Below are 24,181 nucleotides of genomic sequence, written 5' to 3'. Positions count from 1 at the left end.
AGCCTATGATTATCTTAAAAACAAAGCGTTTAATACTTAGAACTTGGAAAGAACAAGATCTTGATTCCATGTCAGCGATTAATCAAGATCCTTTAGTTTGTGAATTTCTGCCTAAAATTGGAGATCGAGTTGCAACAAAAAACTTAATTCAACTTTTTAATAATCACTATGAAAAGTATGGTTTTACTGCATATGCTATGGAATTAAGATCAAATGGTAAATTTATAGGTTTTGTTGGGTTGTTGATTCCTTCAATTGAGGCGCATTTCACACCTGCTGTTGAAATTGCTTGGCGCTTAGGTTTTCAACACTGGGGGAAGGGTTATGCAACCGAAGCTGCAAAAGCCGTAATCGATTTTGCTTTTACTACATTGAAGTTAGAAGAGGTTGTTTCATTTACAGCAGAAAACAATATAAGATCTCGCAGGGTAATGGAAAAGATCGGCATGCATCATAATCCACAAGACGATTTTGATCACCCAAAGCTACCAAAAAATAGCCCTCTTAGTCGACATGTTTTATATCGATTGAACCGGAGGAGCGAGTGAATTACAAGAAAAAAGAGAATATGATTAATCCAAATTTTAAATTTCCTCTGGCTGATATAACTCGACTGTGCTTTTTAAAGAATATTGTGAAGAATCCAAACATTCTCGTAGGAGACTATACTTACTACGATGATCCTGAAATTGTCTGAAAATTAGGTCATACTTATTGGCTGAAATTGCGGCCTATACTGAGTTCTATAACTCAATTAGAGTAGACTCCAAATACCTTTTTACTTGATATACCGGGAATCCCCGCCCATTTCACGCGGTGAAAACTAGCCATGACCTCACTTTTCCATCGTCTCTTCGAGTCTTGTAAAACTGAGGTCATGGCTATTGGGCGGGTGAGCGAAGATAAATTAGAAAATAAAAAGTGAAAAATAATAATAATAAAACTGAAGGAAGGACAGAAGTTACCCACAATCGTTGGATTTTTTGAGGAATCCCCTCATGTGGATAACTTCTGTTTTTGATTTAATTTTTTATTCTAAATAACTTGCTTCTTTTCGTAAAATGGGGTCCACTTTTTAATTATAAGAATAATTAGGAAGATTCTTTTTGAAATTAACATCGCGTGATGTAGCCATTTTACAATTTATTAATGAATTTGGTTTCTGTGAAATACCCCAGATTAACGAACGTTTTGCTTTACGAAAACCGCGTAACTACCAAATAGTTAATAAATTAATACGCCATAATCTGTTACAACATGAACGGATTTTTTATCGTCGACATGGCCTATTTCGCTTAACTCAAACGGGTTCACGTTTTACTTCATTACCCCCCTTACATCGAGTGCCATTGGCCAACTACCATCATGATCTCGCTTTATTAAATCTATATCTAAAGTTAAGGATTTTTTATCCGGATACAACATGGATCAGCGAGCGGAAGTTAAAGCATGATAAATATAAATTGGGTGTGGGCCAGCAGGGACATCTACCGGACGGAATATTGGTTTTTCCCGATGGTAAACAAGTTGCTATCGAGGTAGAACTTTCTTGCAAGAGTAAGCAACGCTTAGAGACTATTTTAAAAACCTATGCTGCTCAGTTCTCATTACAGGAGGTTTGGTATTTTTGTAGGCAGAGTATGTTGCCGCGATTGCAGGAGGCTGCTAAGGCAATGCCATTTGTCAAAATCCATTCGTTAAATGAATTTCTAGAAAAGCAACCAGCAGATTCGCATGTCAATGCAAAATGATGGTTTTCTACACCGACCACGTGAAGCTATGCAATGCCTATTGATTGGAATTTGCTTTGTGTGGCAATGGGTTGTGGGGCTCTTAGGCTTAATCCTATTTCTGATTCTTATTCGAGGTTTAAAATATCCTGCTTGGCAGATTTTTTTGCTGGGTATTCTATTAGCTCTTTTTAGTGTTTTATTGATTGAGCTGCAAGCACCGTTAACACACTCTTTTTTTGAAATCATTCATCTTGGTTTTATTAGTCATTTTGTTTTTTGGAAAACTTTGTTTAATCAAGGTTTAAAAGCGGCATTCATAGTTGTTTACCAGCAATCGTTTTATTATTTACTGGGGTTTCCGTTATTGTTTGCTGGTTTATTAGGCATGATCGAATGGATTCCTAATTCAACACATGAATGGGAATTAAGAGCCATTCAACGTGGGAAGGAATTCTCTTCCCCCAGCCATTGGAAAACTCAATTTCAGTGTTGGTATAAGCACTTTACTCAACAAAGCAAACAAAACATAGACGGAACATTATTAGGTGTTTCTACCACTCATCAAGCGGTTATTATTCCCGATCAAGCAGTTAACCAAATGGTATTGGTATTAGGTACGACAGGTGGTGGTAAAACGGTTACGCTACGTCGTTTCTATCAACGTGCGTTACAGCAAGCTTATCCATTGATTATTATTGATGGTAAACCCACGGAAGAAAATATAGCCTGGATTCAAAAAAGGTCCCAGCATTATCAGTGTAGTTTTTATGGATTTAACTGTGCGGAGTATCACCATTATGATCCTTTAGCGCATGGCGGCTATACAGAGCTCAAAGACAAACTCATTAGTTTAAAAGATCACTGGGAGAATGATTATTATCGCTCAATAGCCGAAGATTATTTGCAAACTACCTTTGAAGTGCTGCTAGCACTAAAGGAAGATTTTGATCTAAAAACCATAGTCAATTGTTTAGAATACGAAGAACTAGCCCTCAAAACACGTTCTATTGCTAATGAATCGCTTAAAGCACGCGTACAGCGTTTACAACGCTATGATGCTAAAGATATTACTGGATTACAAGCCCATTTAAATTTGTTAGTACATTCTGAATTAGGATCTTTTTTTGAAAAAACAAACAATACCTTTAATTTAGCAGAGATAATCAAATCAGGTAGTGTGGTTTATTTTGCTTTACCAGCGTTGCGTTTTCCAAGTTTTGCTAAGGTTTTAGGTAAATTAATTATCAATGATATCAAAGCCGTGATTGATCGATTAGATTCAAAACAACCTATTTTTACTGTTTTTGATGAATTCTCCGTATTCGCAGGAGAACAAGTATTGAATTTGGTGAATATGGGTCGTGGCAAAGGTATTCATGCAATTTTTGGCACACAAGGTTTAGCGGATTTGAAACGAGTGGATATTAACTTTGAAAATCAACTATTAAATTGTGTCAACACATTGATCTGTCATCGACTGAATGATCATGAAAGCGCAGAAACTGTTGCGAGTTGGGTAGGGACGCAAGATGGGTTTGATATTACGGCACAGATCAGCGAGGACGCATCAACGGGAATGGGCAGTGTAAAACGTAATAAATCATTTATTATTCATCCAGATGAAATTAAGCAATCATTGCAGCCAGGAGAAGCTTTTTACATCAGTAAAGTAAATAAATTTCAGCAAGAAAAAGTAAAAATTATTTTTACAAAATAATAAAAAACAGCTTTTTTATAGTGATTTTTTGAAGAAAATAAGTTAAAATAATAGCATAATAATTATGTTTTATTCGAATAAAAATATGCAATGTGGAAGCGCTAAAAAAATATTTCAATTCACTGATTTTATCGTTCTTCTTTTTGTATTTTCTCCGCTGTGCTGGGCGAGTGGTGGAGATACTCCAGTTAATCAAGGTCTTCATTATGCGATTGATGCTATGTTGGGTGCAACAGGCTTATCCATCGCTACACTCGCTGTTATGGGGGTGGGATTATTGTGTGTAGGTCATTATGTGGAATGGAAGTACTTTTTTTATACTTTATTAGGTATTTCTGTAACATTTGGTGCGCCTGCTATTGCTTTAGCATTACGTAGTTTTTTTTCGTAAATAGTAAAGTATTTGAAGAAAAATAATAAGTTTAGAGGGAATTAATATGCAAGATTACCCACTCGAAGTCGATCCGCTCGCACTGGCTTTAACACGTCCACCGTTGTTCATGGGAATTCCGATACGTTTTTTCTTTGCGAATCTAGGTATCAATATTTTGATTTGTATTGATCTGCATACGTTAATGGGTATTCCTCTATTTGGACTATTTCATTTAGTTTTATTTCGACTTGCAACGAAAGATCTGCATTTTTTTCGTTTATGGTTGAAATTTTTCACACAAACGCCACCGGTTTTGAACAGTGGTTTTTGGGGTGGAACAAATAGTTATCAGCCGGGGTGAAATATATGTTTGCTAAAAAGATAAAACAAAAAAATCCTCTACCAAACCGCTTACTAAGAAATGAAGCCAATGCTTCACGCCATATTAATATCTTAGGACACTACAATAGCGATACCTTGATCGAAAAAAGTGGCAAGCTCATTCAAATTATTCAACTAGCTGGGATCAATGGACTCACGCAAAGTGAAGCGGACTTAGATGCCTATAAAAATCGTCGCAATAGTTTACTAAAAAGTTTTTCTTCTGAATACGCGGTTTATTTCTGGACCTTGCGTCGTCAAACTACTGAGTATCCAGATGGTGAATTTAAATCAGGGTTTGCTCAGCAGTTGAATGAAAAATATAGAGAGCAAATCAATAGGAATTCACTGTTTCAGAATGCGATTTATTTAGCAATCGTTACTAAACCGGCAGCGGGTGTTATCAATCAAGGTTTTAATTGGATTAGCAAATTAAGCCATCAACCTGATAAAGAGGCACAACAACAGCAATTGGCTAAAACCTATCAAGCGCTTGAAGCAACCACACAAAAAGTATTACAAGTCTTATCTGACTATCAACCGCAACTATTAACTGTTTATCAAAAGGGTGAGCTTTATTTTTCGCAACCATTAGCTTTTGTGGATCAGCTTATTAATTACGATCGACAGGCTGTACCGCTAGCGGCGCAAGATGCGTCGATTTATTTAGCGAGGAAACGTTTATTTTTTAATCATCGTTCAGGAACTATCGAATGCCGTGCAGGCGATCACAGTAAACAATTTGCTGCCGCATTGTCTATCAAGGCGTATCCAGCGATGACGTATCAGGGCCTATTAGATAGTTTAAATTCACTACGCATGGAATACACCGTCACACAATCATTTCGATTTTATGATCGTTATTTGGCTAAAACTCGTTTACGCGATCAACAGCAAGATATGCAGCAAACAAAAGAAGAATCCAATCGTCAAACAGAGCAAATCGATGAAGCCTTTGAAGAAGCTGCAAGTGGTGATGCGGGTTATGGCCAACATCATTTTAGTTTGATGTGTTATGCCGACAGTCAGGAACAGTTAAATCAACACGTAGGTGAAATAATTGCTTTATTTTCCGATCGAGATATCGTGTGCATTCGCGAAGATGTCGGTTGCGAATGTGCTTTCTGGGCGCAATGTCCGGGTAACTTTGCCTATATTGTTCGGGCAGCGGAAATCTCAACAAAAAATATGGCGGCCTTTGCTAGCTTGCACAATGACCCATTAGGTCAAAAGCAAGGTAATTTCTGGGGTAACGCGGTCACTGTTTTAGAAACACTTTCTGGCAGCCCTTTTTATTTTAATTTTCATACTAAAGATGTTGGAAATTTTATAATTGTGGGTGCCACCGGCAGTGGTAAAACCGTATTAGTGGGGCTCCTTATCGCACAAAGTATGAAATTTGGCGGGAAACGCGTCATCTTTGATAAAGATCGCGGCTTAGAAATCTTAGTCAGAGCGTTAGGCGGCGTTTATGAAATTTTAAAACCAGGGAAGCCTACCGGTTTTAATCCTTGCCAACTGGAGGATACATCAGAAAACCGTACTTTCTTACTCTGTCTTTTTAAGCAACTTCTAAAATCTCAACATAAGCCTCTCGATGAACAGGAAATAAAAATCATCGAAGATACTATCGCAGGGATATATCGGCTAAATTCAACAGAAAGACAGTTTTGTCATATAGCGCCATTTTTTGGTAAAAATAGTCCAGGTTCGCTGCGTGCACGATTTGAATGTTGGCACAGTCATCGTGAACAGGCTTGGGTTTTTGATAATGTCAGCGATTGCTTTGAACAACAGCAATACAATACTGATGTTATCGGCCTTGATTTAAGCCATCTTTTAAAAGATGAAGTGTGTAAAACACCTTCGTTAATGTATCTACTGCATCGCTTCAGTCAGCAACTCGAAGGTCAACGCGGCATGATCTTTCTCGATGAAGGTTGGTTAGCGCTACAAGATGACTATTTCAAAAATATTATCAATGATTTATCGCGTACACCCCGCAAGAAAAATAATTTTTTTGGCTTAGCCACTCAAGCGGCACAGGATACATCTGTTTCATCCATTCAAGCACCGATTAACGAAGCAGCTGCGTGTAAGATCTTTTTTCCTAATCCTATGGCCGATCGAAAAACCTATATCGACGGTTTCGGTTTAACAGAGCGAGAATTTGAGTTAATAAAAACCTTACCCGATGACAGTCATTATTTTTTATTGAATTACGGTCGTGGCAAGGAATCGGTTGTGCTAAGAGTTAATCTCAAAGGATTAGAAGATGAAATTGCCATTATTTCTGGACGACAAGAAACCGTAAGTTTATTGGATACTATTCGTGCTGAAGTAGGAGATGATCCAAAGATTTGGCTACCTATTTTTCAGCAACGCAGAAAGAGGGAGAAAAGCATATGCTAAACCCAATTAAAAATCACTGTATTTACAAAACTGTAATTCTTAGTTTTTTAATGATTCTATCGTTTCCTAGTTATGCCGATGCTATTAGTGATTTAGTCAATATTGCAGCACAAATCCAAGGCTATCAATTACAAATTTCGAGTATTCAAAATACGATACAAGGATTAACTCACCAAATACAAGATGCCGTATCGGGTCAATCAGAATGGGCGTATTGGCAATTTACCGATCATCAATCTTGGGGTGAAAACACTGATCGTTGGGGTTCTGTTTTAAGTATGGCGGGAAACGGCGGAAATAATAGTCAATTAGGACGAACGCTGCGTTCATTAGCTGAAGAATTCCCTGTAGCAACCGAACTGTATAACAGCGTGAATCCGAATAAAATGGATCAAAAATATTATGCCTTAAAAGCTAAGACTGCTTTAGCCGCTAGAGCGGCGAGTCAATTGAGCTACGATAAAATTCAAGATCAGATTAACTATGCCAATCAATTACGCCAGCAGATTGGAACAACGGCTACCTTAAAACAATCAGTTGATTTAGAAAGTCGCCTTACACTGGAGAATAATTTAATTCAGTTGGAAATGTTGCGTCAGTTAGCACTTATTAATCAGCAACACGCCATTGATGCGCAAGCAGAAGTGAATGAGGCTGTACAGAATGCCCATTTTCTTAATGCAAACTATAAATAAAAATGAAAAAAAGGAGAAAAAAACAGTGGAAAATTTACCTAATCACTTATTAAGCATACTCATCTTATTCTCAGCATTATGCCTAGCTAGTTGTGCGAACACACCATTAAAGGCGCCTTGTGATGCAAACGCTACTTTTTGTGGCACAAAAACAAAAATTAATTCATGGTAAAAGGAGCTATTTATGCCAGTACTTTACAAACGATTTATTTTATTCAGTGTTTTAATAGCCAGTTTTTCTTTTTTAGCAGCATGTAGTCATAAAAATCCTTTAGTGGATGAGAAAATAATTCGCGCGATGGATGAAGATTTCTTTTTAAAAGGAGATGGTCAGCCTATCAATGAATGCGCTCACTATTTCATCGATCCCAAACAAAATTTATCCTTAAAAAATAAATGTGAATGTTGGACAAAAAAATATTACCGTAGCTTAATGGATAGGCATTTTATTCCTGTTAGTACGACGTTAAACGATTTTAGAGATCCTGATTTCTGGAAAAAAATAAAAGCATTTTCTCTGTTATAGAGCAAATAAAATGATACTCTCTGTTCAGAGTTTTATTACGGATACGTTAACGGCGGTAGATGGTGTGATTGGCCACTATGTCCAAACGGTCTATCTGCAGTTAGCAGTACAGTACAACAGTACACTCTTGCTGTTGTGTACACTCTATATCCTATTGCTAGGCTATCGTTTTACTATGCATACCCTGAGTGCTGATTTCAGCACTATTAGCCGACATTTAATTGTTCTATGCATAGTTTATGGATTAATTACCAATTGGTCTTTATATTATCTGTTTGTTTATAACCTTTTTACGAATGAACCTGGTCACATCGCCCAAGTGATGGTTAATGCGTCGAATCAACTGGCTCCCAGTGAAACGATTGCACAAGCCTTAAATCATGTTTACAGCGTAGGGATGGAAGCTGCAAAAAAATCATTTAGTGGAGGAATTAAGCTTTTTTTCTGTAGTATTTTCATATTTGCTTTTACTTTTGTATGTTGTTTGACGGCGCTAGGGCTTTTAATCTACGCAAAGCTCGCGATGGCCATTGCGTTAGCGCTCGGCCCAATTTTTCTACCTTTTATTCTTTGGGAATCAACCCGTGGTTGGTTTGTCAGTTGGCTGAGAAAATTATTTAATTTCGCATTAATCCCTATTGTAACAGCCAGTATTTTATCACTCATGTTGTCGGTGATGGAGCTGGTTTTACCTGACCTAAATAGCCAAGCGGCACAAGGAACTCCGGATTTTTTTACCATGGGATTGTTTGGCGGCTTGTCGTTAGTGACTGCTTTTTTATTAAAACAAAGTTTACCGATTGCAAGCAGTTTAAGTGGTGGGCTTACGTTGGCCGCTTTAGGTCAAGTAGGCAGTATGGTGAGTTCTACTCTCAGAACAACGGGAATGAATACTGTAGGGCGTTTGGCTGGAAAAGGAATTAAATCGTTAGGGAATGCAATGGCTAAAGCAGCGAGTCAAAAAAAATCAACCGTCAATGCAGCCGTAGAGCAAGGAAAAAAATGAAAACAAATAATAGAGAAGCATTTTATCAAGCAGCTGCGGATTGGCGTTATGACGTTTATTATAGCAAAGCCATTTGGTTACGTTATTCGTTGATTGGAAATATAGGATTATTACTTTGTTTATTGTTTACATTAATCATTCTGACTTGTTTGATCCCACTCAAACAAAAAGTACCTTACCTGTATACGTTTAATAACGCGACGGGTGAAATAACCAAGCTGGGTGAACTAGAACCTACGCAGCTAACGGCTAATTGGCAGATGACACGTTATTTTCTCATACACTATGTCATCAATCGAGAAAGCTATGATAGCGATAATTTAGAAATTCCTTACCAATTAGCCTGGGCTCAATCGGATGTCGTGATCCGAAAACAATACGATGCGGAAGTGGATAGCAATGTATTGACTTCCCCGTATCGGAAATATGGAAAAGATAAGGCTATTATCGTACGCGTACTATCCATTTCACGTTTAAATGAAAATACGGCGGCCATTCGTTTTGAAAAGCAATTGCGTGATAAAGCGGCTAATGCGCAACAAGTGGCGTATGAAGAAGCGATTGTGAAATGGCACTATCAATCGGTTAAAGCAACCCAAGTTCAATTAGATAGAAATCCGCTCGGGTTTACGGTGATTTATTACCAAGTGACCCCGGTTAATTTAAATGAGGAGAACCGTCATGAGTGAACGAATTATTTTTCTTTTATTGTCTACTCTTATCATTACCATGGGCCATAGCATGGTGCAAGCAGCTTTGCTTCCGCGGGAGGTTGCAGCGGATCGACATGTTAAAACAGTTATCTATGATCCGAATAACGTGGTTATTATCCACGGACATTATGGTTATCAGACGCAAATAGTATTTGCTGCAGATGAGGAAGTACAAAGTATACCTATTGGCGATAGCTTAGCGTGGCAAGCGGTATCGGTTAAAAATAATCTGTTTATCAAGGCCTTTGGCCGCATCAAAGACTAATATGACCGTGTTGACCAATGTTAATAGCTATAATTTTCAATTAGATTCGAATGATACAAAAACTTCACCGACATATAAATTACAGTTTATCTATCCGAGTGCAGGCTACGATCGAAGTGGACAAACCAATGCCATTGGTGTTTGTGATCCGACCAAAATTAACTGGAAATATAGTTTTACCGGTGACAAACGGTTAGCTCCACGAGAGGCTTTTGATTGTAATGGTCAGTTTACTTATTTTCGCTTCAACAATAGCTTGCCTGCCATTTTTATTGTTGATAAAAATCGGCAAGAAACATTAGTGAATTATCACATGAAAGGAAACTATGTCGTTGTGAATACAACAGCACCCCAGTTTACTTTACGAAGCGGAAGTGATGTGACGAGTGTGTATAACGATGCCGTCATCGGTGATTGGCAGAACATAAAATAAATAGGGGTAACGTCATGGTAAAACAAAAAACTTCCCCACCTGAAGGATTGCCCGAGATTACTGAACCAAGCCGTAAAAAGCCGGCTCTTCTTATCCTGTTGTTAAGTTTATTTCTTTTATTAGGAATACATTTTCTGTTTCATTTTAAAAAAACTGAAACTAAAACCAAATTTGCAGTAGAAGAATCTTATACACTACCCAACACCGAGGGAGAGTCATCAAAATCGTCATCATTAAAAGGGCAACCAGAAATTAAACAACTATCAGAACAACAATTGGCTTTATTACAAGCTAAACAAAAAGAATTACAACAGCGTTTATCTGCGCCCATTATGTTGCTTGAACAAAGCGGTAATCAGTCCAGTAATTCCACGACACTCATAAAATCTACAGAAAAAACGCTATCACCTGATCCCAACAGTCAATTTTTACAGCAGCTTAGTGGATCGAACACCAATAAACAGATTCAAGCAAAGTCATTAGGTCCTTTAAATCAGTTGATAGCTCAGGGCCAGATCATGCATGCTATTTTAGAAACAGCGATTAATTCTGATTTACCGGGTTCCTTGCGGGCAATCATCGATCAGCCGGTTTATGCAGAAGATGGTTCGCAAGTGCTTATATCGCCAGGTAGTCGTTTGATTGGACAATACAAAAGTGGCCTATTGGAGGAGCAATCGCGAATTTTTATTGTTTGGACGCGGTTGATAACACCTGCTGGTTTGAGTCTGAATTTAGATTCTCCGGGTGTCGATTCATTAGGTATGGCAGGAAGGGCTGCTGATGTTATTGATCGACATTTTTGGCAACGATTTGGAACAGCTACACTCCTTTCGATTCTGGGAGCGGGAACATCTAATATGGGCGTTACTAATAACGCATCCTATAATGCAGCACAAGCCTATCGTATGGCTATGGCAAATAGTTTGAATCAAACAGCACAGCAAACATTACAACAACAAACGACGATTCCACCGACCTTATGGGTAAATCAAGGATCTCCTATCCAAGTGTTTGTAGCTCAGGACTTAGATTTTCGATCGGTTCGTCAAGAAGCAAAAGGTAAAGTCAATATCTTCTAAAATTATGCAGAAAAAATGTCCATAAAAGCGTTAGAAAAACACATAGAACCCTTAAAACCTTTCTTACAGACAGCAGGTGTAACAGAAGTTTGCATTAATCAACCCGGTTTGGTATTTGTTGAAAAAAATGGGAATTTTACTCACCATGAAGTACAAAGCTTAGAATTTAGCTTTCTTGAAGCATTGGCTAACCTGATTGCAGAATTTAACCATAAAACATTTCCACATCCTTTACTTTCTGGTTATTTACCTGCGGGTGAACGCATACAATGTATTATGCCACCTGCTTGTGAAAAAAATAATGCGATTTATTCTATTCGTTGTCACTCACGCCATGATATGAGTTTACAGGATTATGAAGAAACAGGTGTTTTTGATGAGTTTGCTGCTGTAAACAAAGATGTAAATGAAGAGACAGCATCTTCTTTAAAAGCGTTGCATGCGCAGCGGAATATTGCCGGATTTCTGAAGTTAGCCATAAGTGCTAAAAAAAACATGATCATTAGCGGCGGGACGGGTACCGGTAAGACAACCTTTCTCAATGCGTGTTTAAAACTTATTCCAGATACGGAACGTTTGATCACCGTAGAAGATACACGAGAGGTTAAGGTAGCTCAGGCAAACAAAGTCCATTTACTTTTTAATGAAGACGACAAAAATATTACCGCAGCAAAATTATTCAAAGCATGTTTACGTTTAAGACCGGATAGGATACTGCTGTCTGAATTGTGCGGTGCTGAAGCATGGTCATTTCTGAGAGCAGCAAACAGTGGTCATCCAGGAAGCATTAGTACGGTGCATGCTGACACACCGGCAGGTTGTTTTGATCAACTCGTATTTATGATGCAACAAGCAGGTTCAAATTCGAGTGAAGAAAAATTACGGACTTATATTCAATCTATCATTCCAATCATTATACAGTTAAAACGTAGTGCTAACTCGAAACGATTTGTAGAGATAGCAGAGATTTATTTTGATAGTGGTTAGGCTAGATGTCTAATCCATAATCTTACTAAAGTTTCTGCTATTTCAATTTATTAAATAAAGTTATTATTTATTTTTCAGTAAGCCATACTCTACTAAAAGAGAGTGTAATTGTCCTCTTGCTAATGGTTTTCGGAAAACACGATCGGCACCGAGCGCTAAATAAGTTGCTTCGTTTTCTTTATCATGGGCGGTTACTACAATGAAAGGAAGGGGTTTTCGTTGAATTTCTCTCGTGCGTGCTGCTTTTATGACATTTGCTCCGGAAATATCAGGTAAGCCCATATCAAGCAAGACCATGTCGTAATGAAGCTGACGGATTGCAGCTTGCCCTCGGCTAACACAGTCAACCTGACAACCTAAGCTTGCAAGAACTTGTTGATGGATTGTTCGAATAATGGGGTCGTCTTCAACAACCAAGATACGAGGGGTAAGGGAAGTGTTTGCAAAGTCATGAGTCATAAAATTTCTCCTGAAAAGTGTTGTTTTTTTATAGTGTGACTATTATTGATATTCTGCACAATTCCCGGAATTCCGGGGAGGTAATTCTGATTTTTTAAAGTTAAAAACGAATTTTTAACGCAGAAGTAATAGGATTTTTTTATTTCCTTGGTTATAAGTACCCCCGGAATTCCGAGGGTTTTTTGTTGTAAATTTTTAAGGTTTTTTGATCCATCCATAGCGAATACCCTCCATAACTGCTCTAGCAATGGTTTTACATTTCAGTTTTTTCTTAATGCTTTTATGATAGTCTTCAACTGTATTGTGCTTAATATCGAGTAATTCAGCGCTTTCTCTTACGGTGTATCCTAAAGCGGCTAATGAGAGGCACTCTTTTTCTCGAGGGCTTAACTGTGAATCAACGATCAATGTAGTTCTTAAACTGAGATTAAATAATAAAGTTTTGATGAGTTGACGTTGTTTAAGAGATGGTTTGTGATTACCCAGTTTTATTAAAATACGCGTTATTAGATCAGTCGGTTCATTAATGGATGAACCCTGTGTTAGATTGGAATCCCCTATAGCGGATTCACTCACTTTCTTTTGAGACATAATGGCTCCCGAGGCGCAAAATAGGCCTATTTTTTTGTTTGAAAAAATGTTTTTTAGAAACAAATCAGGAGTTATGTCTGTCGAAGTCGCACAAAAGTTATTCCCGATGCCACTTTTGTGGCCCGCGCTAGATGCGGTTGATAAAACAGAAGTGCGGTTAGCAGTGATGTTAATTGCCCAAAGGGGGCCGTGTGATTTAAGATGGAAATAGCCATGATCAATTCCTCCAGAATTGGTTGTGGTAGCCGCAAGGTATTACCAGTACCTTGTGTGCGGTTTGGTGCAGGAAGTTTTCCTGCACCAAATTTTTTAATAACAGGCAATTAATCTTAGCGGTCCCAGCAGGGGATCCGCAAGAGGTTTAACTAAATTTATTGAACTTTTAAAAAGATTTTTTAATGTTAATTGAATTAAAATTAATTAATGTATTTATCCTTTGTTCAGCAACCTGACAGTAGATGAGCTGGTTATCAATCAGCACGCAGCGTCTATGTAAAGAAAGTGCTGCTAAACCTGTAGTGCCGCTACCAGCAAATGGATCAACAATCAGATCGTTGGGCTTTGAGAGTAATTGGATAAAAAATTGAGGTAATGCAACCGGAAAAACTGCGGGATGACCTTGATTGCGATTTTCAGGGCTCAGATGCAAAACGTTTGTTGGTAGTACTTTTTTTTTGTTACGCCAATTGGCTAAGTCACGCTGAAAGCCACTACCCGTACTAGAACGAACGAAGGGAGATTTTAGATTCTCGAAACTTATCAACCGTTGTTGAGTGGACAAGGCTATCGGGATTTTAACCGCTTCCTGATTAATATAAGGTGTTTTTACTTTTGCGAGATGAAATACATATTCCCAGGCGTCCCGTAAGCGAGTTGGCCAATATCCCGGCATACTCGTTTTTTTATGCCAGATGTAATCGTCTATGCAATACCAACCTAAGCCGACGAGTTTTTCTATAGTTTCCCAGACATAATGCTGACGGACACCGTTAACAATTTTATCTTTCATATTCAGCACTAAACTTCCATTTGGTTTTAGAGCTTGCCAAAACACTTCATGAAACGACATAAACCAATCAGGGTAATCATGCGGCGCAACACTATCATAATGCCGCTGTCGCGCATCAGCATAGGGTGGCGATGTAACTATCAGATCAACTTGATTAGGAAAAGCGCGCAATTCTTTCACGCAATCGCCATGAAGAATTTGGTAATTGTTTTGAAATAAAGGTTCATTAACTAGATTGTTTTGCATAAAGATCCTTCAATTTTCTTCTTCAGATGTATCCGTATCAATCTGCAATTGCGAAAATTCCTGAGTGGCTTGTGAAAGTGTTAATGGGAGAATAGGTAATGGTTTAATGCCGTTGGCATATACGGCCAATGCTTTTTTAGCATCACCTATTAAAATAGGATCAGGTGAAGTATGTGAAAAACCCTGTACTTGGTTATCATATTCTAAACTACCTTTGAGTGAACGTGGGTAGCTAGAAAGTGGTTTATCTTGGTAATCACGATAACGTTTCTCAAATTCATGGCGTAAGAATGGTAACTCTTTTTCTGGCTGTTGACATAAATAAACCCAACCGCCCATATCTCTAATGACACAATGAATGATTGGATTACCAAAAACGACGCTATCATAACGACCTATTGTGCGAATAGCCGTTACTACTTGACCCCAAGCATTGAGTGCATGATGATGACTATCACCTTGAATCAAAACAATTAAATCGGCAGGAGTTGGCATACCCCATTTCTGGCGATCGGGATTTTGTAAAGTATTTAATATCGCTTGTTTTACTTGGGCAAACGGATAAGCTTTAAGACATTGCCAATAGGTTTCTAGTAACAAACTTGAAACTTTACGATTAAATGATTCTGCCAACAATGTCAGCCATTCTAGAAAGGGTTTTTTATCATCTGCTAACATAAAATCTCCTATTTTGTTTTTTAATTTTTTGAGTGATTCAACCATTGTTCTCCAACGACGAGGTTGTGGGCTAGGGTAGGACTCAGGCCTCGTATTGCTAAACGAGTTACGTCATGATCGGGAGGGGCCTGCTGGTGTTGTAGAGAGTCTCGTTGCTCTTTAGCAAGCCATGCATTGATGTGACGCAAGATCTGGGATCGTGTTTTGCGTGCACTTGGATTAGCTTCATTCCAAGCTTGTATTTGGCGTAACTCTTGTAAAACATCAATATTTGAATAGGTTTTCTTCCAGGTGTTGATATCCATTTTCCCCGCAACAAACACATCGTTATTTTGAAGTGGAATACCGATGATTTCTTCGTTGGAAATGGTATTTACTACACTTTTTTTATTAATTAATAAGGGAATTTTTGAGTTGCTGCTGGGTAAGCCGTCGATAAACGACGGCTTACCAACAACATCCTGTTCCTGATCCTTCTCCTGATTCTGAGCCTGTTCCTGATTCTGTTCCTGGTTTTGAAAGGGTTGCGATAGAGTTGCTAAATGGTTTTTAAACCCTTCATCTAAGTGTTTATTTTGAGCTAATAAGCTTACTATTAAAGGTCTAAAAACCATTGATTGTGTTGGAACTCGTTTAAAAAGTTTACTCAGACTTTTGCCTTGATTTGGATTTTCAATCGGGTTCCAATCTAGAAAGTGAGTGATCAGAATCCAATTAGATTCAGTGTCTCGAATTAAAAATTTAACTTGAGATAGTTCTGAAAATACTTGATAAACTGTTTCTCCATCCCATTTCAAATCTTCTGCTACATAACCAATGGGTAATCGAAAACAACCCAACATATTAGTATGCGGTCCTGTCAATAAATAAACGGCTAATAATTTGGCGTGTGTAGATAAATTTTGTAATGCTAAATCAGACCAAAATTGGGTTTGTACCGAACCGTATTCTCTCATTTTTATTTCCTTTTTTTAGATTGATAAATAAAAGAAGAAATTTCTTTTTTATCATGTGTTAATATTTTTTGCTGCTTTCTGTGAGTGAAGCGAGTTAGAAGTGCTGCTGCGGAAGTTTTTAGCTTTCCTTCATCAACGGCTTTTACCAGTTCAGAACTGCCGAGTAATTGAATTTTCTCAGCGTAGCGATAACTGTCTTTGCAACCAAAGCCAAGTAAAGCAGCTATCAATTCATCTGTTCTTCCTTTTATTTCGTCGAAATTTCGACGAAACGGTTTGTGAAAACGAGGCCCTTGGCGGTTTCCTAAATATTTTTTCGTCGCAATTCCAATAGCAGCTCGCTCGCAGATTAAAAAGGTTTGCACTAATACAGCCAACTCATATTTTTTTGTTAGCAGATCAGATAAAGAAAAGTGCCAAGCAGGAACCATTTTTTTGTTCTGTTGCTGATAAACCAAATAAGTGCTTGGGTTGGCTATGAGTTGTTGATTTTCATCGATAACAATGGGTCTGAACTGGTTTAAAGGACGTTCTGGATCGATTAAACTTGGAACTGAAAAATCACATTTCACATGAGTTATCGAAACATTCATTAATTTAATAGGGTGATGCGTAAAAGGCAGCGATAACGACTTCAATTCATTTCGTTCTATCGGCGAGATTAAATCTAAAGGATCTACCTTATATTTCGCTTGTTCCCACAAATATTTTACAACTCTTCGTGCAAACTTATGATTTATCCAAGTACGACCATTTCGCATAGAACTGACATTTTGATGTGACGTTTTCAAAATACTGGCCGCCTTTTCTACTGTTCCACAACACTGAATAAATATCTCAAAAGCGTTTATCTCCATACTTATCCACTCCATTTATTTTTTTTATGAATATGAACCAAACAAGTCTATATAAGATTCTTGCAACATGTGTTGCGAATAACTTTAGTAAGCTTATTAGCAGGCAATTTAAAAATAAGGATAAGAATATGCAGCCAAGACTTATACGTTTACGTGACGCACCGAATTATTTAGGAATGGATCGGCATCGATTTAATGAAGAAGTGAGACCTTATTTAACAGTAATTCCAATTGGGGAAATAGGAATTGCATTTGACCGACTTGATTTAGATGCGTGGGTGGACGATTATAAGCAGTGTAAGGGTCGTCCTCCATTTAAAAGGGGACAACCATGGGAAGAAAAAAAATGCCAGGACTCGTTAAACGCGGGAACATTTGGCACATTAACAAAAAAGTCAACGGCCGTCGCATTTCAGAAAGCACTGGATCAGGCTTGCTCGAAGAAGCCGAACGTTACTTAGTTCGACGTCTCGAACAGATTCGCCAAGCCAGTGTCTATGGAATAAGACCAAAGCGGACTTTTCAGGAAGCAGCGACTAAATATCTGATGGAACATCAACATAAAGCAAGTCTTCATGTTGATGCGGGTAACATTAAGGCCCTTGATAAGTTCATAGGAGGCTTATCTTTAGATGGAATTCATATGGGGACTTTGCAGCCTTATATAGGTGCTCGTCGAAAAGAAGGTGTAAAGGCAAGAACGATTAATCATGGGTTACAGATTGTTCGTCGTATTTTAAATTTGGCGGCTAGTGAGTGGTTAGATGAGTATGGTTTAACTTGGATAGCTGTTGCTCCTAAAATTCGGTTATTTTCCGAATTGGATAGACAGCAACCTTATCCGTTAGATCGACAGGAGCAAGCACGTTTATTTAACGAGTTGCCTGCACACTTGAAGCGAATGGCATTGTTTGCTGTCAATACAGGATGCCGTGATCAAGAAGTATGTAAGTTGCAGTGGGAATGGGAAGTTCGCTTAAATGGGAGCTCAGTATTTATGATTCCTGGAAAGTTTGTGAAAAATCGTCAAGATCGTTTAGTTGTTTTAAATGATATTGCACATTCTGTAATTAATCAGGTTCGTAGTATCCATCCTAAGTATGTTTTTACTTACTTAGGGAAGCCCACTACGCGTATGCTTAATTCGGCATGGTTAAAGGCACGTGCTCGTGCTGGATTACCAAAGGTGCGAGTGCATGATCTTAAACATACTTTTGGGCGGCGTTTACGTGCAGCAGGTGTAAGCTTCGAAGATCGCCAAGATTTATTAGGACATAAAAGTAGTCGTATGACTACTCATTACTCACAAGCGGAATTAAGTAATTTAATTCATGCTGCAAATAAAGTTTGTGGGGTAGGGCAAGGTATACCGTTACTAATGGTGCTTAAAAGAGCCATGTAAAACTGGGAGTCGCGCAAAAGTCGCGCAGATAAATTTTTTGGATATTTTAAAAATGATGTAAGTGTTTGATTATTCTGGTGGCCGAAGGTGGAATCGAACCACCGACACAAAGATTTTCAGTCTTCTGCTCTACCGACTGAGCTATTCGGCCTAAAAAGATATGCTCAAAAAATTATGCTCATGCATAGGCTGTGTATTAAAACGTTTAGTTAAAGTTGAGTCAAGCGAATCATGAAATTTTTTGCAGCAAGATCGATGCAAATCGATGCAATATGATATTTTAAAATACCCATCTTAAACTCTAGATAATATAGCTTTCAAGTCCATGACTCTATGCTATTTCTCAACTTTAAATTTGTAATCAGTTGCTGTATGATTCCCGCCATAAATGATAGAATATTAACCAAATGAGGTCATGGGATTAATTTATGTCACGGGTTCCTACAGCAGCACATTGGCGTGATTCGGCACGTATCCCACGATTTTTTTTAATCGATGCCCGTGCGGCTTTTCCGTTACTCTTGTTTTTGCTACATATTCGCGTTTGGAGCTTTGTATTGGCGCTAGTGGCTATGGCGTTTTTTGGTTTATTAGAACGTTATGGCTTTTCTGTTACGGTTTTTTTACGGTGGTTACGAACGGTATTGGCCGGACCACGTAAAATAGCTATCCCGTGGTGGAAGGAGTAGAAATCTATGGAATTAAAAAGAGCATTGCATTCCATTGCCAAAACTTTACGGGCTAATTTTACATTAAAGGGTAGACCTATTACCTATGATGAGGTTTTTTCTGAGGTGGGGTTGTTGCCAGCGATTGCTCGTCGTGCGGATCAACTGTGTTCTCTTTGTTTAGGCTATGGAATTGGTGTTAGTTTTGATGAGATAGAGCAATCTTTGCTAGGAGTGAAAGCAAATTTTGATGAAGTCACACCGAATATTTTACGCTATCTTTGTATTACGGATGTACTATGTGAGTTGATACAAAATGGAGGCTCAACTGCTCAAACTCCGCTTGATGAACTCATGTATGACTAGTACATTTTAAAAGACAAACTATGTGAATAATTCTGTAAAGAATGTTGGGTTCATACTTTTAAAATATACTCCCAGCAATGGGGTTTTTGGCAAGTGTCGCAAAAATAAGCAATCAGAGTGTATTAATATACCTGAGGATGTTGAGCGGCAACACAAACAAAATCAAGTGCGAAGCGTATTTAAAAAAATAATTTGTGGAATTACTTATAGAGGCTCGAATGTCGTTTCCCCTAATATCAGTTAAAAAAAATCCCTTAAGATTGGCTATAGCGCAAGCTTATTATGCCGACGAAACAGCGTGTGTTAAACAATTATTACAATTAGCGGCTGTACCACGCCAAGTGTCAGAAAGAATTGCGCAACGCGCGGTTAAATTAATTGAACAAATTCGTGCGCAGCGTTTGTCGAAAGGGGGTTTAGACGCTTTTTTATACGAATATGATCTATCCAGTGAAGAAGGTATTGCACTGATGTGCTTGGCGGAAGCACTGTTGCGAATTCCCGATAGTGATACCATAGACGCCTTATTAAAAGATAAAATTACCAATGCGGATTGGGCTTCTCACCTTGGCCAAAGTGCCTCTTTCTTTGTTAATGCCAGCACCTGGGGATTAGTATTAACCGGGAAATTATTACAGTCGAATCAAACCAGCGGTTTAGGTAATGTTTTGCGTCGTTTTGTTGGTCGAAGCAGTGCACCTATTATCCGTAAAGCGGTCAAACAAGCGATGCAGGTGTTAGGCCGTCAATTTGTGATGGGTCAAAATATTGATGAAGCATTAAAACGCGCTAAAGCTTATGAAGCAAAAGGCTATCGCTTTTCTTATGATATGTTGGGTGAAGCAGCACGCACTGAGAAAGACGCTGAACGTTATTTTCAGGCATATCAAACCGCAATCAGCGCAATTGGTAAAGCGGCTTCAGGCAAATCACTGAACGATGCCCCAGGTATTTCAGTTAAGTTATCTGCGCTGCATCCACGTTATGAATTTGCAAAAAAAGAAGTGGTTGTTCCTTTCTTAATTAAACAATTAAAAACCTTAGCTTTGGCGGCAAAGGCCAACAACATATCGCTGACAGTCGATGCCGAAGAAGCGGATCGTTTAGATATTTCTTTAGATATTATCGGCGCGGTATTTTGCGATCCTGATTTAGCACATTGGGAAGGATTTGGTTTGGCCGTTCAGTCTTATCAAAAGCGCGCGCCTTTTGTTATTGATTGGTTGGTTGATCTGGCTAAAAAACAAAATAAACGTTGGATGGTGCGATTAATTAAAGGAGCTTATTGGGATACGGAAATTAAAAATGCACAATTAAAAGGATTACAATCCTATCCTGTATTTACGCGCAAAGCAGCGACGGATGTTTGTTTTGTTGCCTGCGCAAAAAAATTACTGGCACACTCTACAGAAATTTATCCGCAGTTTGCTACACATAATGCTTATACCTTAGCGACGGTACTCGAGTTGGCTGGAAAGAATCGAGATTTTGAAATGCAATGTTTACATGGTATGGGATATACCTTGTACGATCATATCGTAGGACCTAAAAATCTTAATATTCCTTGTCGTGTGTATGCACCGGTAGGCGGACATGAAGATTTGCTTGCTTATTTGGTTAGGCGTTTGTTAGAAAATGGTGCAAATACCTCATTTGTTAACCGCATAATTGATCCGACCATTCCTATCGATGAAATGTTAGAAGATCCGGTGCAAAAATTATATCAATTAGATAGGATTCCACACCCTAAAATTCCTTTACCGAGAGATATTTATGGGCCTGGACGTAAAAATTCTCGCGGCATCGATTTTTCGGATAGCGAAACCTGGGAGCCATTGGCTAGCGAAATAGAAATAGCGGCTAAAAAGTCATACAGCGCGGGACCTTTAATTAAAGGTGTTTTAGTAGAAGGCGAAAAAATCCGTGCTATTAGCAATCCGGCTAATCCACAGGAAATCATAGGACATGTTAGTTTGGCGAGTGCTGAACAACTCGAACAGGCAATAAGTAATGCTCATCAGATGAACTTTACTTGGGCCAATACACCGGTAGACAGTCGTGCGGCTTGCTTAGAACGTGCGGCGGATCTTTTTGAACAACGCTTAAATGAATTTATGGCTTTAGCGGTCAAAGAGGGTGGTAAAACACTGAATGACGCACTCGCTGAAGTGCGCGAAGCAGTCGATTTTTGTCGTTACTATGCCATGCGCGCACGCTTAGATTTGATACCACAATTATTGCCAGGGCCGACCGGTGAAGAAAATTGGTTAAGTGTGCAGGGCCGGGGTGTTATTGCTTGTATTAGTCCTTGGAATTTTCCTTTAGCTATTTTTATTGGTCAAGTGACCGCTGCCTTAGTGACCGGAAATACCGTGATTGCTAAGCCGGCAAGTCAAACCCCCTTAATTGCTACGGCAGCGGTACAACTTTTATATGAAGCGGGAATTCCTGGGGATGTATTACAACTTTTACCTGCAAGTGGTGCTGTGATTGGGCCAAAAATAACATTTGATCCGCGAATTAAAGGAATAGTATTTACCGGTTCCACTGAAACGGCGCGTGAAATCAATCAAGGTTTAGCAAGTCGTGAAGGTGGGATTTTACCTTTCATTGCTGAAACGGGTGGACAAAACGCAATGATCGTTGATTCATCCGCACTTAAGGAACAAGTGGTGGTAGATGTATTGAATTCAGCTTTTGGTAGTGCCGGTCAACGTTGTTCGGCATTACGTGTGTTGTTTGTACAAGAAGAAATGGCGGATTCTTTAATTGAAATGCTATGCGGGGCGATGGCAGAACTCAAATTAGGTGATCCTTGCGAGTTGTTTACGGATGTCGGCCCTGTAATCGACCGTGCAGCTAAAAAAACTTTACAAGAGCATTTTGATCGCATGTCCCAAGAAGCTAAATTGCTTTATCAATGCAAGCTGCCGAGTGGGTTGGATCAAACGAATTTCTTTGCACCGAGTCTATTTGAATTAAGTAGTTTGGATCTTTTAAAACGAGAAGTTTTTGGTCCTATCTTGCATGTTATTCGTTATGCCGCTAAGGATCGTGAACAAGTGATCCATTCCATCAATCATACTGGATATGGTTTGACCTTAGGTATCCAAAGTCGTATCCAACATACGGTGGATACGATTTCACGTCAGGTGCATGTCGGAAATCAGTATGTTAACCGCTCTATGATAGGTGCCGTGGTAGGCGTACAACCTTTTGGTGGTGAAGGTCTTTCTGGAACGGGACCTAAGGCAGGCGGACCGCATTATTTACCCCGTCTTTGCTTAGAACGTTCATTATCCATCAATACGACGGCGGCAGGAGGTAATGCCTCTTTGCTCTGCCTGGAGGAGTAATGGATCATAGTTTTGTTTTTTCTATTTTTGTAATTTTTACTGGCGCTGCAGTATTAGCGACGATTGCATTGTATACACGGCAATCTTTGTTAGTTGCTTATATTTTATTAGGATTAATTTTAGGTCCGAGTTGTTTAAAGTTAGTGCCAAATTTAAGTTTGGCACGTGGTATTGGCGACATCGGTATTATTTTTTTGTTATTTTTAGTCGGTTTAGATTTAACACCACAAGAGTTTTATCGAAGTTTACGTAAAACAGCCATTGTAACTTTAGTCTTCAGTGCATTATTTACCACGATTGGTTTTGCTGTCGGTTATCTGTTTAGTTTTACACTCTTAGAAAGTGTATTAATAGGTGCCAGTTTAATTTTTTCGAGTACGATTATCGGTCTTAAGTTATTGCCTACCTTAGCGTTACACCATAAACCGATTGGTGAAACGATGATCAGTGTTTTGTTACTACAAGACTTATTAGCGATAGGCATGTTGTTATTTGTGCACGGTGCACATATGACGGGTTCTAAATTAGCCGATCTGGGTTTAACCTTAATTACTTTTCCTTCCTTACTCGCTTTTGCTTTTGTCGTACAGCGTTATTTCATAAGTAAATTATTTATTCGTTTTGATCGTGTGCAAGAATATCTTTTTTTGGTTGCACTCGGTTGGTGTCTAGGATTAGCGGAATTGTCACGCGCTTTAGGCTTATCAGCAGAAATTGGTGCTTTTTTAGCCGGCGTATCGATAGCAGAAGGACCGATTGCAGTGTTCATCGCCGATAATTTAAAACCACTGCGTGATTTTTGTTTAATCATGTTTTTCTTTGCTATTGGTGCAAGTTTTGATTTACATTATTTACCCATGGTATTCATACCAGCATTGTTATTAGCAGGACTGGTGTTGTTAATCAAACCTTGGTTGTTTCAGGTATTATTGCAAATGTCGGGTGAAAAAAAATATATAGCGCGCGAAGTGGGTGTGCGTTTAGGACAGGCCAGTGAATTTTCTTTATTGATTGCCTATTTAGCCGCAGAAACAACGCCTGCCTTGATCGGGGATAAAGCCAACTATCTGATTCAAGCGGTCACTATTTTGACGTTTGTGGGCTCATCTTATTGGGTGGTTTTACGGTATCCTACACCTTTGGCCTTGAATGAAAAGATGCGTGTAGACTAAACTAGGTCTTTTTAATATATACTATTTGCATTTGCATGTGCGAAAAATAGTTACTCGCATCTATAGAATTTTTGGCAAGTGCCGTATCTATGCAGCAA

The 24,181-nt window shown here is 38.6% G+C and carries 25 protein-coding genes and 1 tRNA gene; 19 read left to right on the top strand and 7 right to left on the bottom strand.

Annotated elements, in window-relative coordinates:
* Positions 1-5 precede the first annotated feature (5 nt).
* The 14 genes from AACL18_RS04760 to virB11 all read left to right on the top strand — a co-directional run bounded on the left by AACL18_RS04760 (position 6) and on the right by virB11 (position 12,323).
* The gene (locus tag AACL18_RS04760) at positions 6-548 is read left to right on the top strand and encodes a GNAT family N-acetyltransferase (protein ID WP_339049636.1); all 543 of its coding nucleotides are present in this window, start codon (positions 6-8) and stop codon (positions 546-548) included.
* A gap of 558 nt (positions 549-1,106) precedes the next feature.
* Positions 1,107-1,751, top strand: coding sequence for a hypothetical protein (locus AACL18_RS04755; RefSeq protein WP_339049635.1), 645 nt, complete (start codon positions 1,107-1,109; stop codon positions 1,749-1,751).
* The gene (locus AACL18_RS04750) at positions 1,735-3,450 is read left to right on the top strand and encodes a type IV secretory system conjugative DNA transfer family protein (RefSeq protein ID WP_339049633.1); all 1,716 of its coding nucleotides are present in this window, start codon (positions 1,735-1,737) and stop codon (positions 3,448-3,450) included. The genes AACL18_RS04755 and AACL18_RS04750 overlap by 17 nt, the downstream gene beginning before the upstream one ends.
* 64 nt (positions 3,451-3,514) lie before the next feature.
* Positions 3,515-3,841, top strand: coding sequence for a TrbC/VirB2 family protein (locus AACL18_RS04745; RefSeq protein ID WP_339049631.1), 327 nt, complete (start codon positions 3,515-3,517; stop codon positions 3,839-3,841).
* Between the two features lie 46 nt (positions 3,842-3,887).
* Positions 3,888-4,184 carry a type IV secretion system protein VirB3 gene (locus AACL18_RS04740; protein ID WP_339049629.1) on the top strand — a complete coding sequence of 99 codons (297 nt, stop codon included), beginning with the start codon at positions 3,888-3,890 and terminating at the stop codon, positions 4,182-4,184.
* Between the two features lie 5 nt (positions 4,185-4,189).
* Complete coding sequence (locus AACL18_RS04735) at positions 4,190-6,616, top strand: VirB4 family type IV secretion/conjugal transfer ATPase (RefSeq protein WP_339049628.1); 2,427 nt, start codon at positions 4,190-4,192, stop codon at positions 6,614-6,616.
* Entirely contained in the window at positions 6,610-7,311 is a 702-nt protein-coding gene (locus tag AACL18_RS04730; protein ID WP_339049627.1) for a type IV secretion system protein, read from the top strand. The genes AACL18_RS04735 and AACL18_RS04730 overlap by 7 nt, the downstream gene beginning before the upstream one ends.
* Positions 7,312-7,495: 184 nt before the next feature.
* Entirely contained in the window at positions 7,496-7,837 is a 342-nt protein-coding gene (locus AACL18_RS04725) for a hypothetical protein (protein WP_339049626.1), read from the top strand.
* A gap of 10 nt (positions 7,838-7,847) precedes the next feature.
* A complete protein-coding gene (locus AACL18_RS04720) occupies positions 7,848-8,843 on the top strand; it encodes a type IV secretion system protein (RefSeq protein ID WP_339049625.1) in 996 nt (331 codons plus the stop codon).
* Positions 8,840-9,532: a type IV secretion system protein gene (locus AACL18_RS04715; RefSeq protein ID WP_339049624.1), complete on the top strand. Its 693-nt coding sequence runs from the start codon at positions 8,840-8,842 to the stop codon at positions 9,530-9,532. Before AACL18_RS04720 ends, AACL18_RS04715 begins: the two co-directional genes overlap by 4 nt.
* Positions 9,525-9,821, top strand: a complete 297-nt coding sequence (locus tag AACL18_RS04710; protein ID WP_339049623.1) for a TrbG/VirB9 family P-type conjugative transfer protein — start codon at positions 9,525-9,527, stop codon at positions 9,819-9,821. The genes AACL18_RS04715 and AACL18_RS04710 overlap by 8 nt, the downstream gene beginning before the upstream one ends.
* A 1-nt stretch (position 9,822) precedes the next feature.
* Positions 9,823-10,254 (top strand): TrbG/VirB9 family P-type conjugative transfer protein, encoded by a 432-nt coding sequence (locus tag AACL18_RS04705; RefSeq protein WP_339049622.1) that lies wholly within the window; start codon positions 9,823-9,825, stop codon positions 10,252-10,254.
* 14 nt (positions 10,255-10,268) lie between these two features.
* Positions 10,269-11,336 carry a TrbI/VirB10 family protein gene (locus tag AACL18_RS04700; protein WP_339049621.1) on the top strand — a complete coding sequence of 356 codons (1,068 nt, stop codon included), beginning with the start codon at positions 10,269-10,271 and terminating at the stop codon, positions 11,334-11,336.
* Between the two features lie 15 nt (positions 11,337-11,351).
* A complete protein-coding gene (gene virB11, locus AACL18_RS04695; protein ID WP_339049620.1) occupies positions 11,352-12,323 on the top strand; it encodes a P-type DNA transfer ATPase VirB11 in 972 nt (323 codons plus the stop codon).
* A gap of 63 nt (positions 12,324-12,386) precedes the next feature.
* Here virB11 and AACL18_RS04690 read toward each other — a convergent pair whose 3' ends face one another.
* The 6 genes from AACL18_RS04690 to AACL18_RS04665 form a co-directional block, all read right to left on the bottom strand.
* On the bottom strand, positions 12,387-12,782 hold the full coding sequence (locus tag AACL18_RS04690) for a response regulator (protein ID WP_339049619.1): 396 nt from the start codon (positions 12,780-12,782) through the stop codon (positions 12,387-12,389).
* 195 nt (positions 12,783-12,977) lie between these two features.
* The gene (locus AACL18_RS04685) at positions 12,978-13,373 is read right to left on the bottom strand and encodes a LuxR C-terminal-related transcriptional regulator (protein ID WP_339049618.1); all 396 of its coding nucleotides are present in this window, start codon (positions 13,371-13,373) and stop codon (positions 12,978-12,980) included.
* A 382-nt stretch (positions 13,374-13,755) separates the two neighbouring features.
* A complete protein-coding gene (locus AACL18_RS04680) occupies positions 13,756-14,628 on the bottom strand; it encodes a site-specific DNA-methyltransferase (protein ID WP_339049617.1) in 873 nt (290 codons plus the stop codon).
* A gap of 9 nt (positions 14,629-14,637) precedes the next feature.
* Complete coding sequence (locus AACL18_RS04675; protein WP_339049616.1) at positions 14,638-15,306, bottom strand: DUF6475 domain-containing protein; 669 nt, start codon at positions 15,304-15,306, stop codon at positions 14,638-14,640.
* A 20-nt stretch (positions 15,307-15,326) separates the two neighbouring features.
* Complete coding sequence (locus tag AACL18_RS04670) at positions 15,327-16,262, bottom strand: hypothetical protein (RefSeq protein WP_339049615.1); 936 nt, start codon at positions 16,260-16,262, stop codon at positions 15,327-15,329.
* Positions 16,263-16,264: 2 nt separating this feature from the next.
* The gene (locus AACL18_RS04665; RefSeq protein ID WP_339049614.1) at positions 16,265-17,119 is read right to left on the bottom strand and encodes a hypothetical protein; all 855 of its coding nucleotides are present in this window, start codon (positions 17,117-17,119) and stop codon (positions 16,265-16,267) included.
* Between the two features lie 331 nt (positions 17,120-17,450).
* Here AACL18_RS04665 and AACL18_RS04660 point away from each other — a divergent pair, with 331 nt between their 5' ends.
* Complete coding sequence (locus AACL18_RS04660) at positions 17,451-18,521, top strand: site-specific integrase (RefSeq protein ID WP_339049613.1); 1,071 nt, start codon at positions 17,451-17,453, stop codon at positions 18,519-18,521.
* A gap of 75 nt (positions 18,522-18,596) precedes the next feature.
* Here AACL18_RS04660 and AACL18_RS04655 read toward each other — a convergent pair.
* A tRNA-Phe gene (locus AACL18_RS04655) sits at positions 18,597-18,672 on the bottom strand.
* Between the two features lie 277 nt (positions 18,673-18,949).
* On the opposite strand from AACL18_RS04655, the gene icmT reads away from it, so the two are divergent.
* The 4 genes from icmT to AACL18_RS04635 all read left to right on the top strand — a co-directional run bounded on the left by icmT (position 18,950) and on the right by AACL18_RS04635 (position 24,083).
* The gene (gene icmT / locus AACL18_RS04650) at positions 18,950-19,210 is read left to right on the top strand and encodes an IcmT/TraK family protein (RefSeq protein WP_339049612.1); all 261 of its coding nucleotides are present in this window, start codon (positions 18,950-18,952) and stop codon (positions 19,208-19,210) included.
* A gap of 6 nt (positions 19,211-19,216) precedes the next feature.
* The gene (locus tag AACL18_RS04645) at positions 19,217-19,555 is read left to right on the top strand and encodes a type IV secretion IcmS family protein (protein WP_339049611.1); all 339 of its coding nucleotides are present in this window, start codon (positions 19,217-19,219) and stop codon (positions 19,553-19,555) included.
* A 218-nt stretch (positions 19,556-19,773) separates the two neighbouring features.
* Entirely contained in the window at positions 19,774-22,911 is a 3,138-nt protein-coding gene (putA, locus tag AACL18_RS04640; RefSeq protein ID WP_339049609.1) for a bifunctional proline dehydrogenase/L-glutamate gamma-semialdehyde dehydrogenase PutA, read from the top strand.
* The gene (locus tag AACL18_RS04635) at positions 22,911-24,083 is read left to right on the top strand and encodes a cation:proton antiporter (protein WP_339049608.1); all 1,173 of its coding nucleotides are present in this window, start codon (positions 22,911-22,913) and stop codon (positions 24,081-24,083) included. The genes putA and AACL18_RS04635 overlap by 1 nt, the downstream gene beginning before the upstream one ends.
* Positions 24,084-24,181 lie beyond the last annotated feature (98 nt).

The organism is Rickettsiella endosymbiont of Xylota segnis (assembly GCF_964019545.1).
Lineage (GTDB): Bacteria > Pseudomonadota > Gammaproteobacteria > Diplorickettsiales > Diplorickettsiaceae > Aquirickettsiella.
This window is presented reverse-complemented; position numbering and strand designations above follow the sequence as displayed.

Bases quoted from the DNA above. Each gene is read 5' to 3' on its own strand.
- AACL18_RS04760 (WP_339049636.1), top strand. From the start codon at position 6: ATGATTATCTTAAAAACAAAGCGTTTAATACTTAGAACTTGGAAAGAA.
- AACL18_RS04750 (WP_339049633.1), top strand. From the start codon at position 1,735: ATGTCAATGCAAAATGATGGTTTTCTACACCGACCACGTGAAGCTATG.
- AACL18_RS04745 (WP_339049631.1), top strand. From the start codon at position 3,515: ATGTTTTATTCGAATAAAAATATGCAATGTGGAAGCGCTAAAAAAATA.
- AACL18_RS04740 (WP_339049629.1), top strand. From the start codon at position 3,888: ATGCAAGATTACCCACTCGAAGTCGATCCGCTCGCACTGGCTTTAACA.
- AACL18_RS04735 (WP_339049628.1), top strand. From the start codon at position 4,190: ATGTTTGCTAAAAAGATAAAACAAAAAAATCCTCTACCAAACCGCTTA.
- AACL18_RS04730 (WP_339049627.1), top strand. From the start codon at position 6,610: ATGCTAAACCCAATTAAAAATCACTGTATTTACAAAACTGTAATTCTT.
- AACL18_RS04725 (WP_339049626.1), top strand. From the start codon at position 7,496: ATGCCAGTACTTTACAAACGATTTATTTTATTCAGTGTTTTAATAGCC.
- AACL18_RS04720 (WP_339049625.1), top strand. From the start codon at position 7,848: ATGATACTCTCTGTTCAGAGTTTTATTACGGATACGTTAACGGCGGTA.
- AACL18_RS04715 (WP_339049624.1), top strand. From the start codon at position 8,840: ATGAAAACAAATAATAGAGAAGCATTTTATCAAGCAGCTGCGGATTGG.
- AACL18_RS04710 (WP_339049623.1), top strand. From the start codon at position 9,525: ATGAGTGAACGAATTATTTTTCTTTTATTGTCTACTCTTATCATTACC.
- AACL18_RS04705 (WP_339049622.1), top strand. From the start codon at position 9,823: ATGACCGTGTTGACCAATGTTAATAGCTATAATTTTCAATTAGATTCG.
- AACL18_RS04700 (WP_339049621.1), top strand. From the start codon at position 10,269: ATGGTAAAACAAAAAACTTCCCCACCTGAAGGATTGCCCGAGATTACT.
- virB11 (WP_339049620.1), top strand. From the start codon at position 11,352: ATGTCCATAAAAGCGTTAGAAAAACACATAGAACCCTTAAAACCTTTC.
- AACL18_RS04690 (WP_339049619.1), bottom strand. From the start codon at position 12,782: ATGACTCATGACTTTGCAAACACTTCCCTTACCCCTCGTATCTTGGTT.
- AACL18_RS04685 (WP_339049618.1), bottom strand. From the start codon at position 13,373: ATGTCTCAAAAGAAAGTGAGTGAATCCGCTATAGGGGATTCCAATCTA.
- AACL18_RS04680 (WP_339049617.1), bottom strand. From the start codon at position 14,628: ATGCAAAACAATCTAGTTAATGAACCTTTATTTCAAAACAATTACCAA.
- AACL18_RS04675 (WP_339049616.1), bottom strand. From the start codon at position 15,306: ATGTTAGCAGATGATAAAAAACCCTTTCTAGAATGGCTGACATTGTTG.
- AACL18_RS04670 (WP_339049615.1), bottom strand. From the start codon at position 16,262: ATGAGAGAATACGGTTCGGTACAAACCCAATTTTGGTCTGATTTAGCA.
- AACL18_RS04665 (WP_339049614.1), bottom strand. From the start codon at position 17,119: ATGGAGATAAACGCTTTTGAGATATTTATTCAGTGTTGTGGAACAGTA.
- AACL18_RS04660 (WP_339049613.1), top strand. From the start codon at position 17,451: ATGGGAAGAAAAAAAATGCCAGGACTCGTTAAACGCGGGAACATTTGG.
- icmT (WP_339049612.1), top strand. From the start codon at position 18,950: ATGTCACGGGTTCCTACAGCAGCACATTGGCGTGATTCGGCACGTATC.
- AACL18_RS04645 (WP_339049611.1), top strand. From the start codon at position 19,217: ATGGAATTAAAAAGAGCATTGCATTCCATTGCCAAAACTTTACGGGCT.
- putA (WP_339049609.1), top strand. From the start codon at position 19,774: ATGTCGTTTCCCCTAATATCAGTTAAAAAAAATCCCTTAAGATTGGCT.
- AACL18_RS04635 (WP_339049608.1), top strand. From the start codon at position 22,911: ATGGATCATAGTTTTGTTTTTTCTATTTTTGTAATTTTTACTGGCGCT.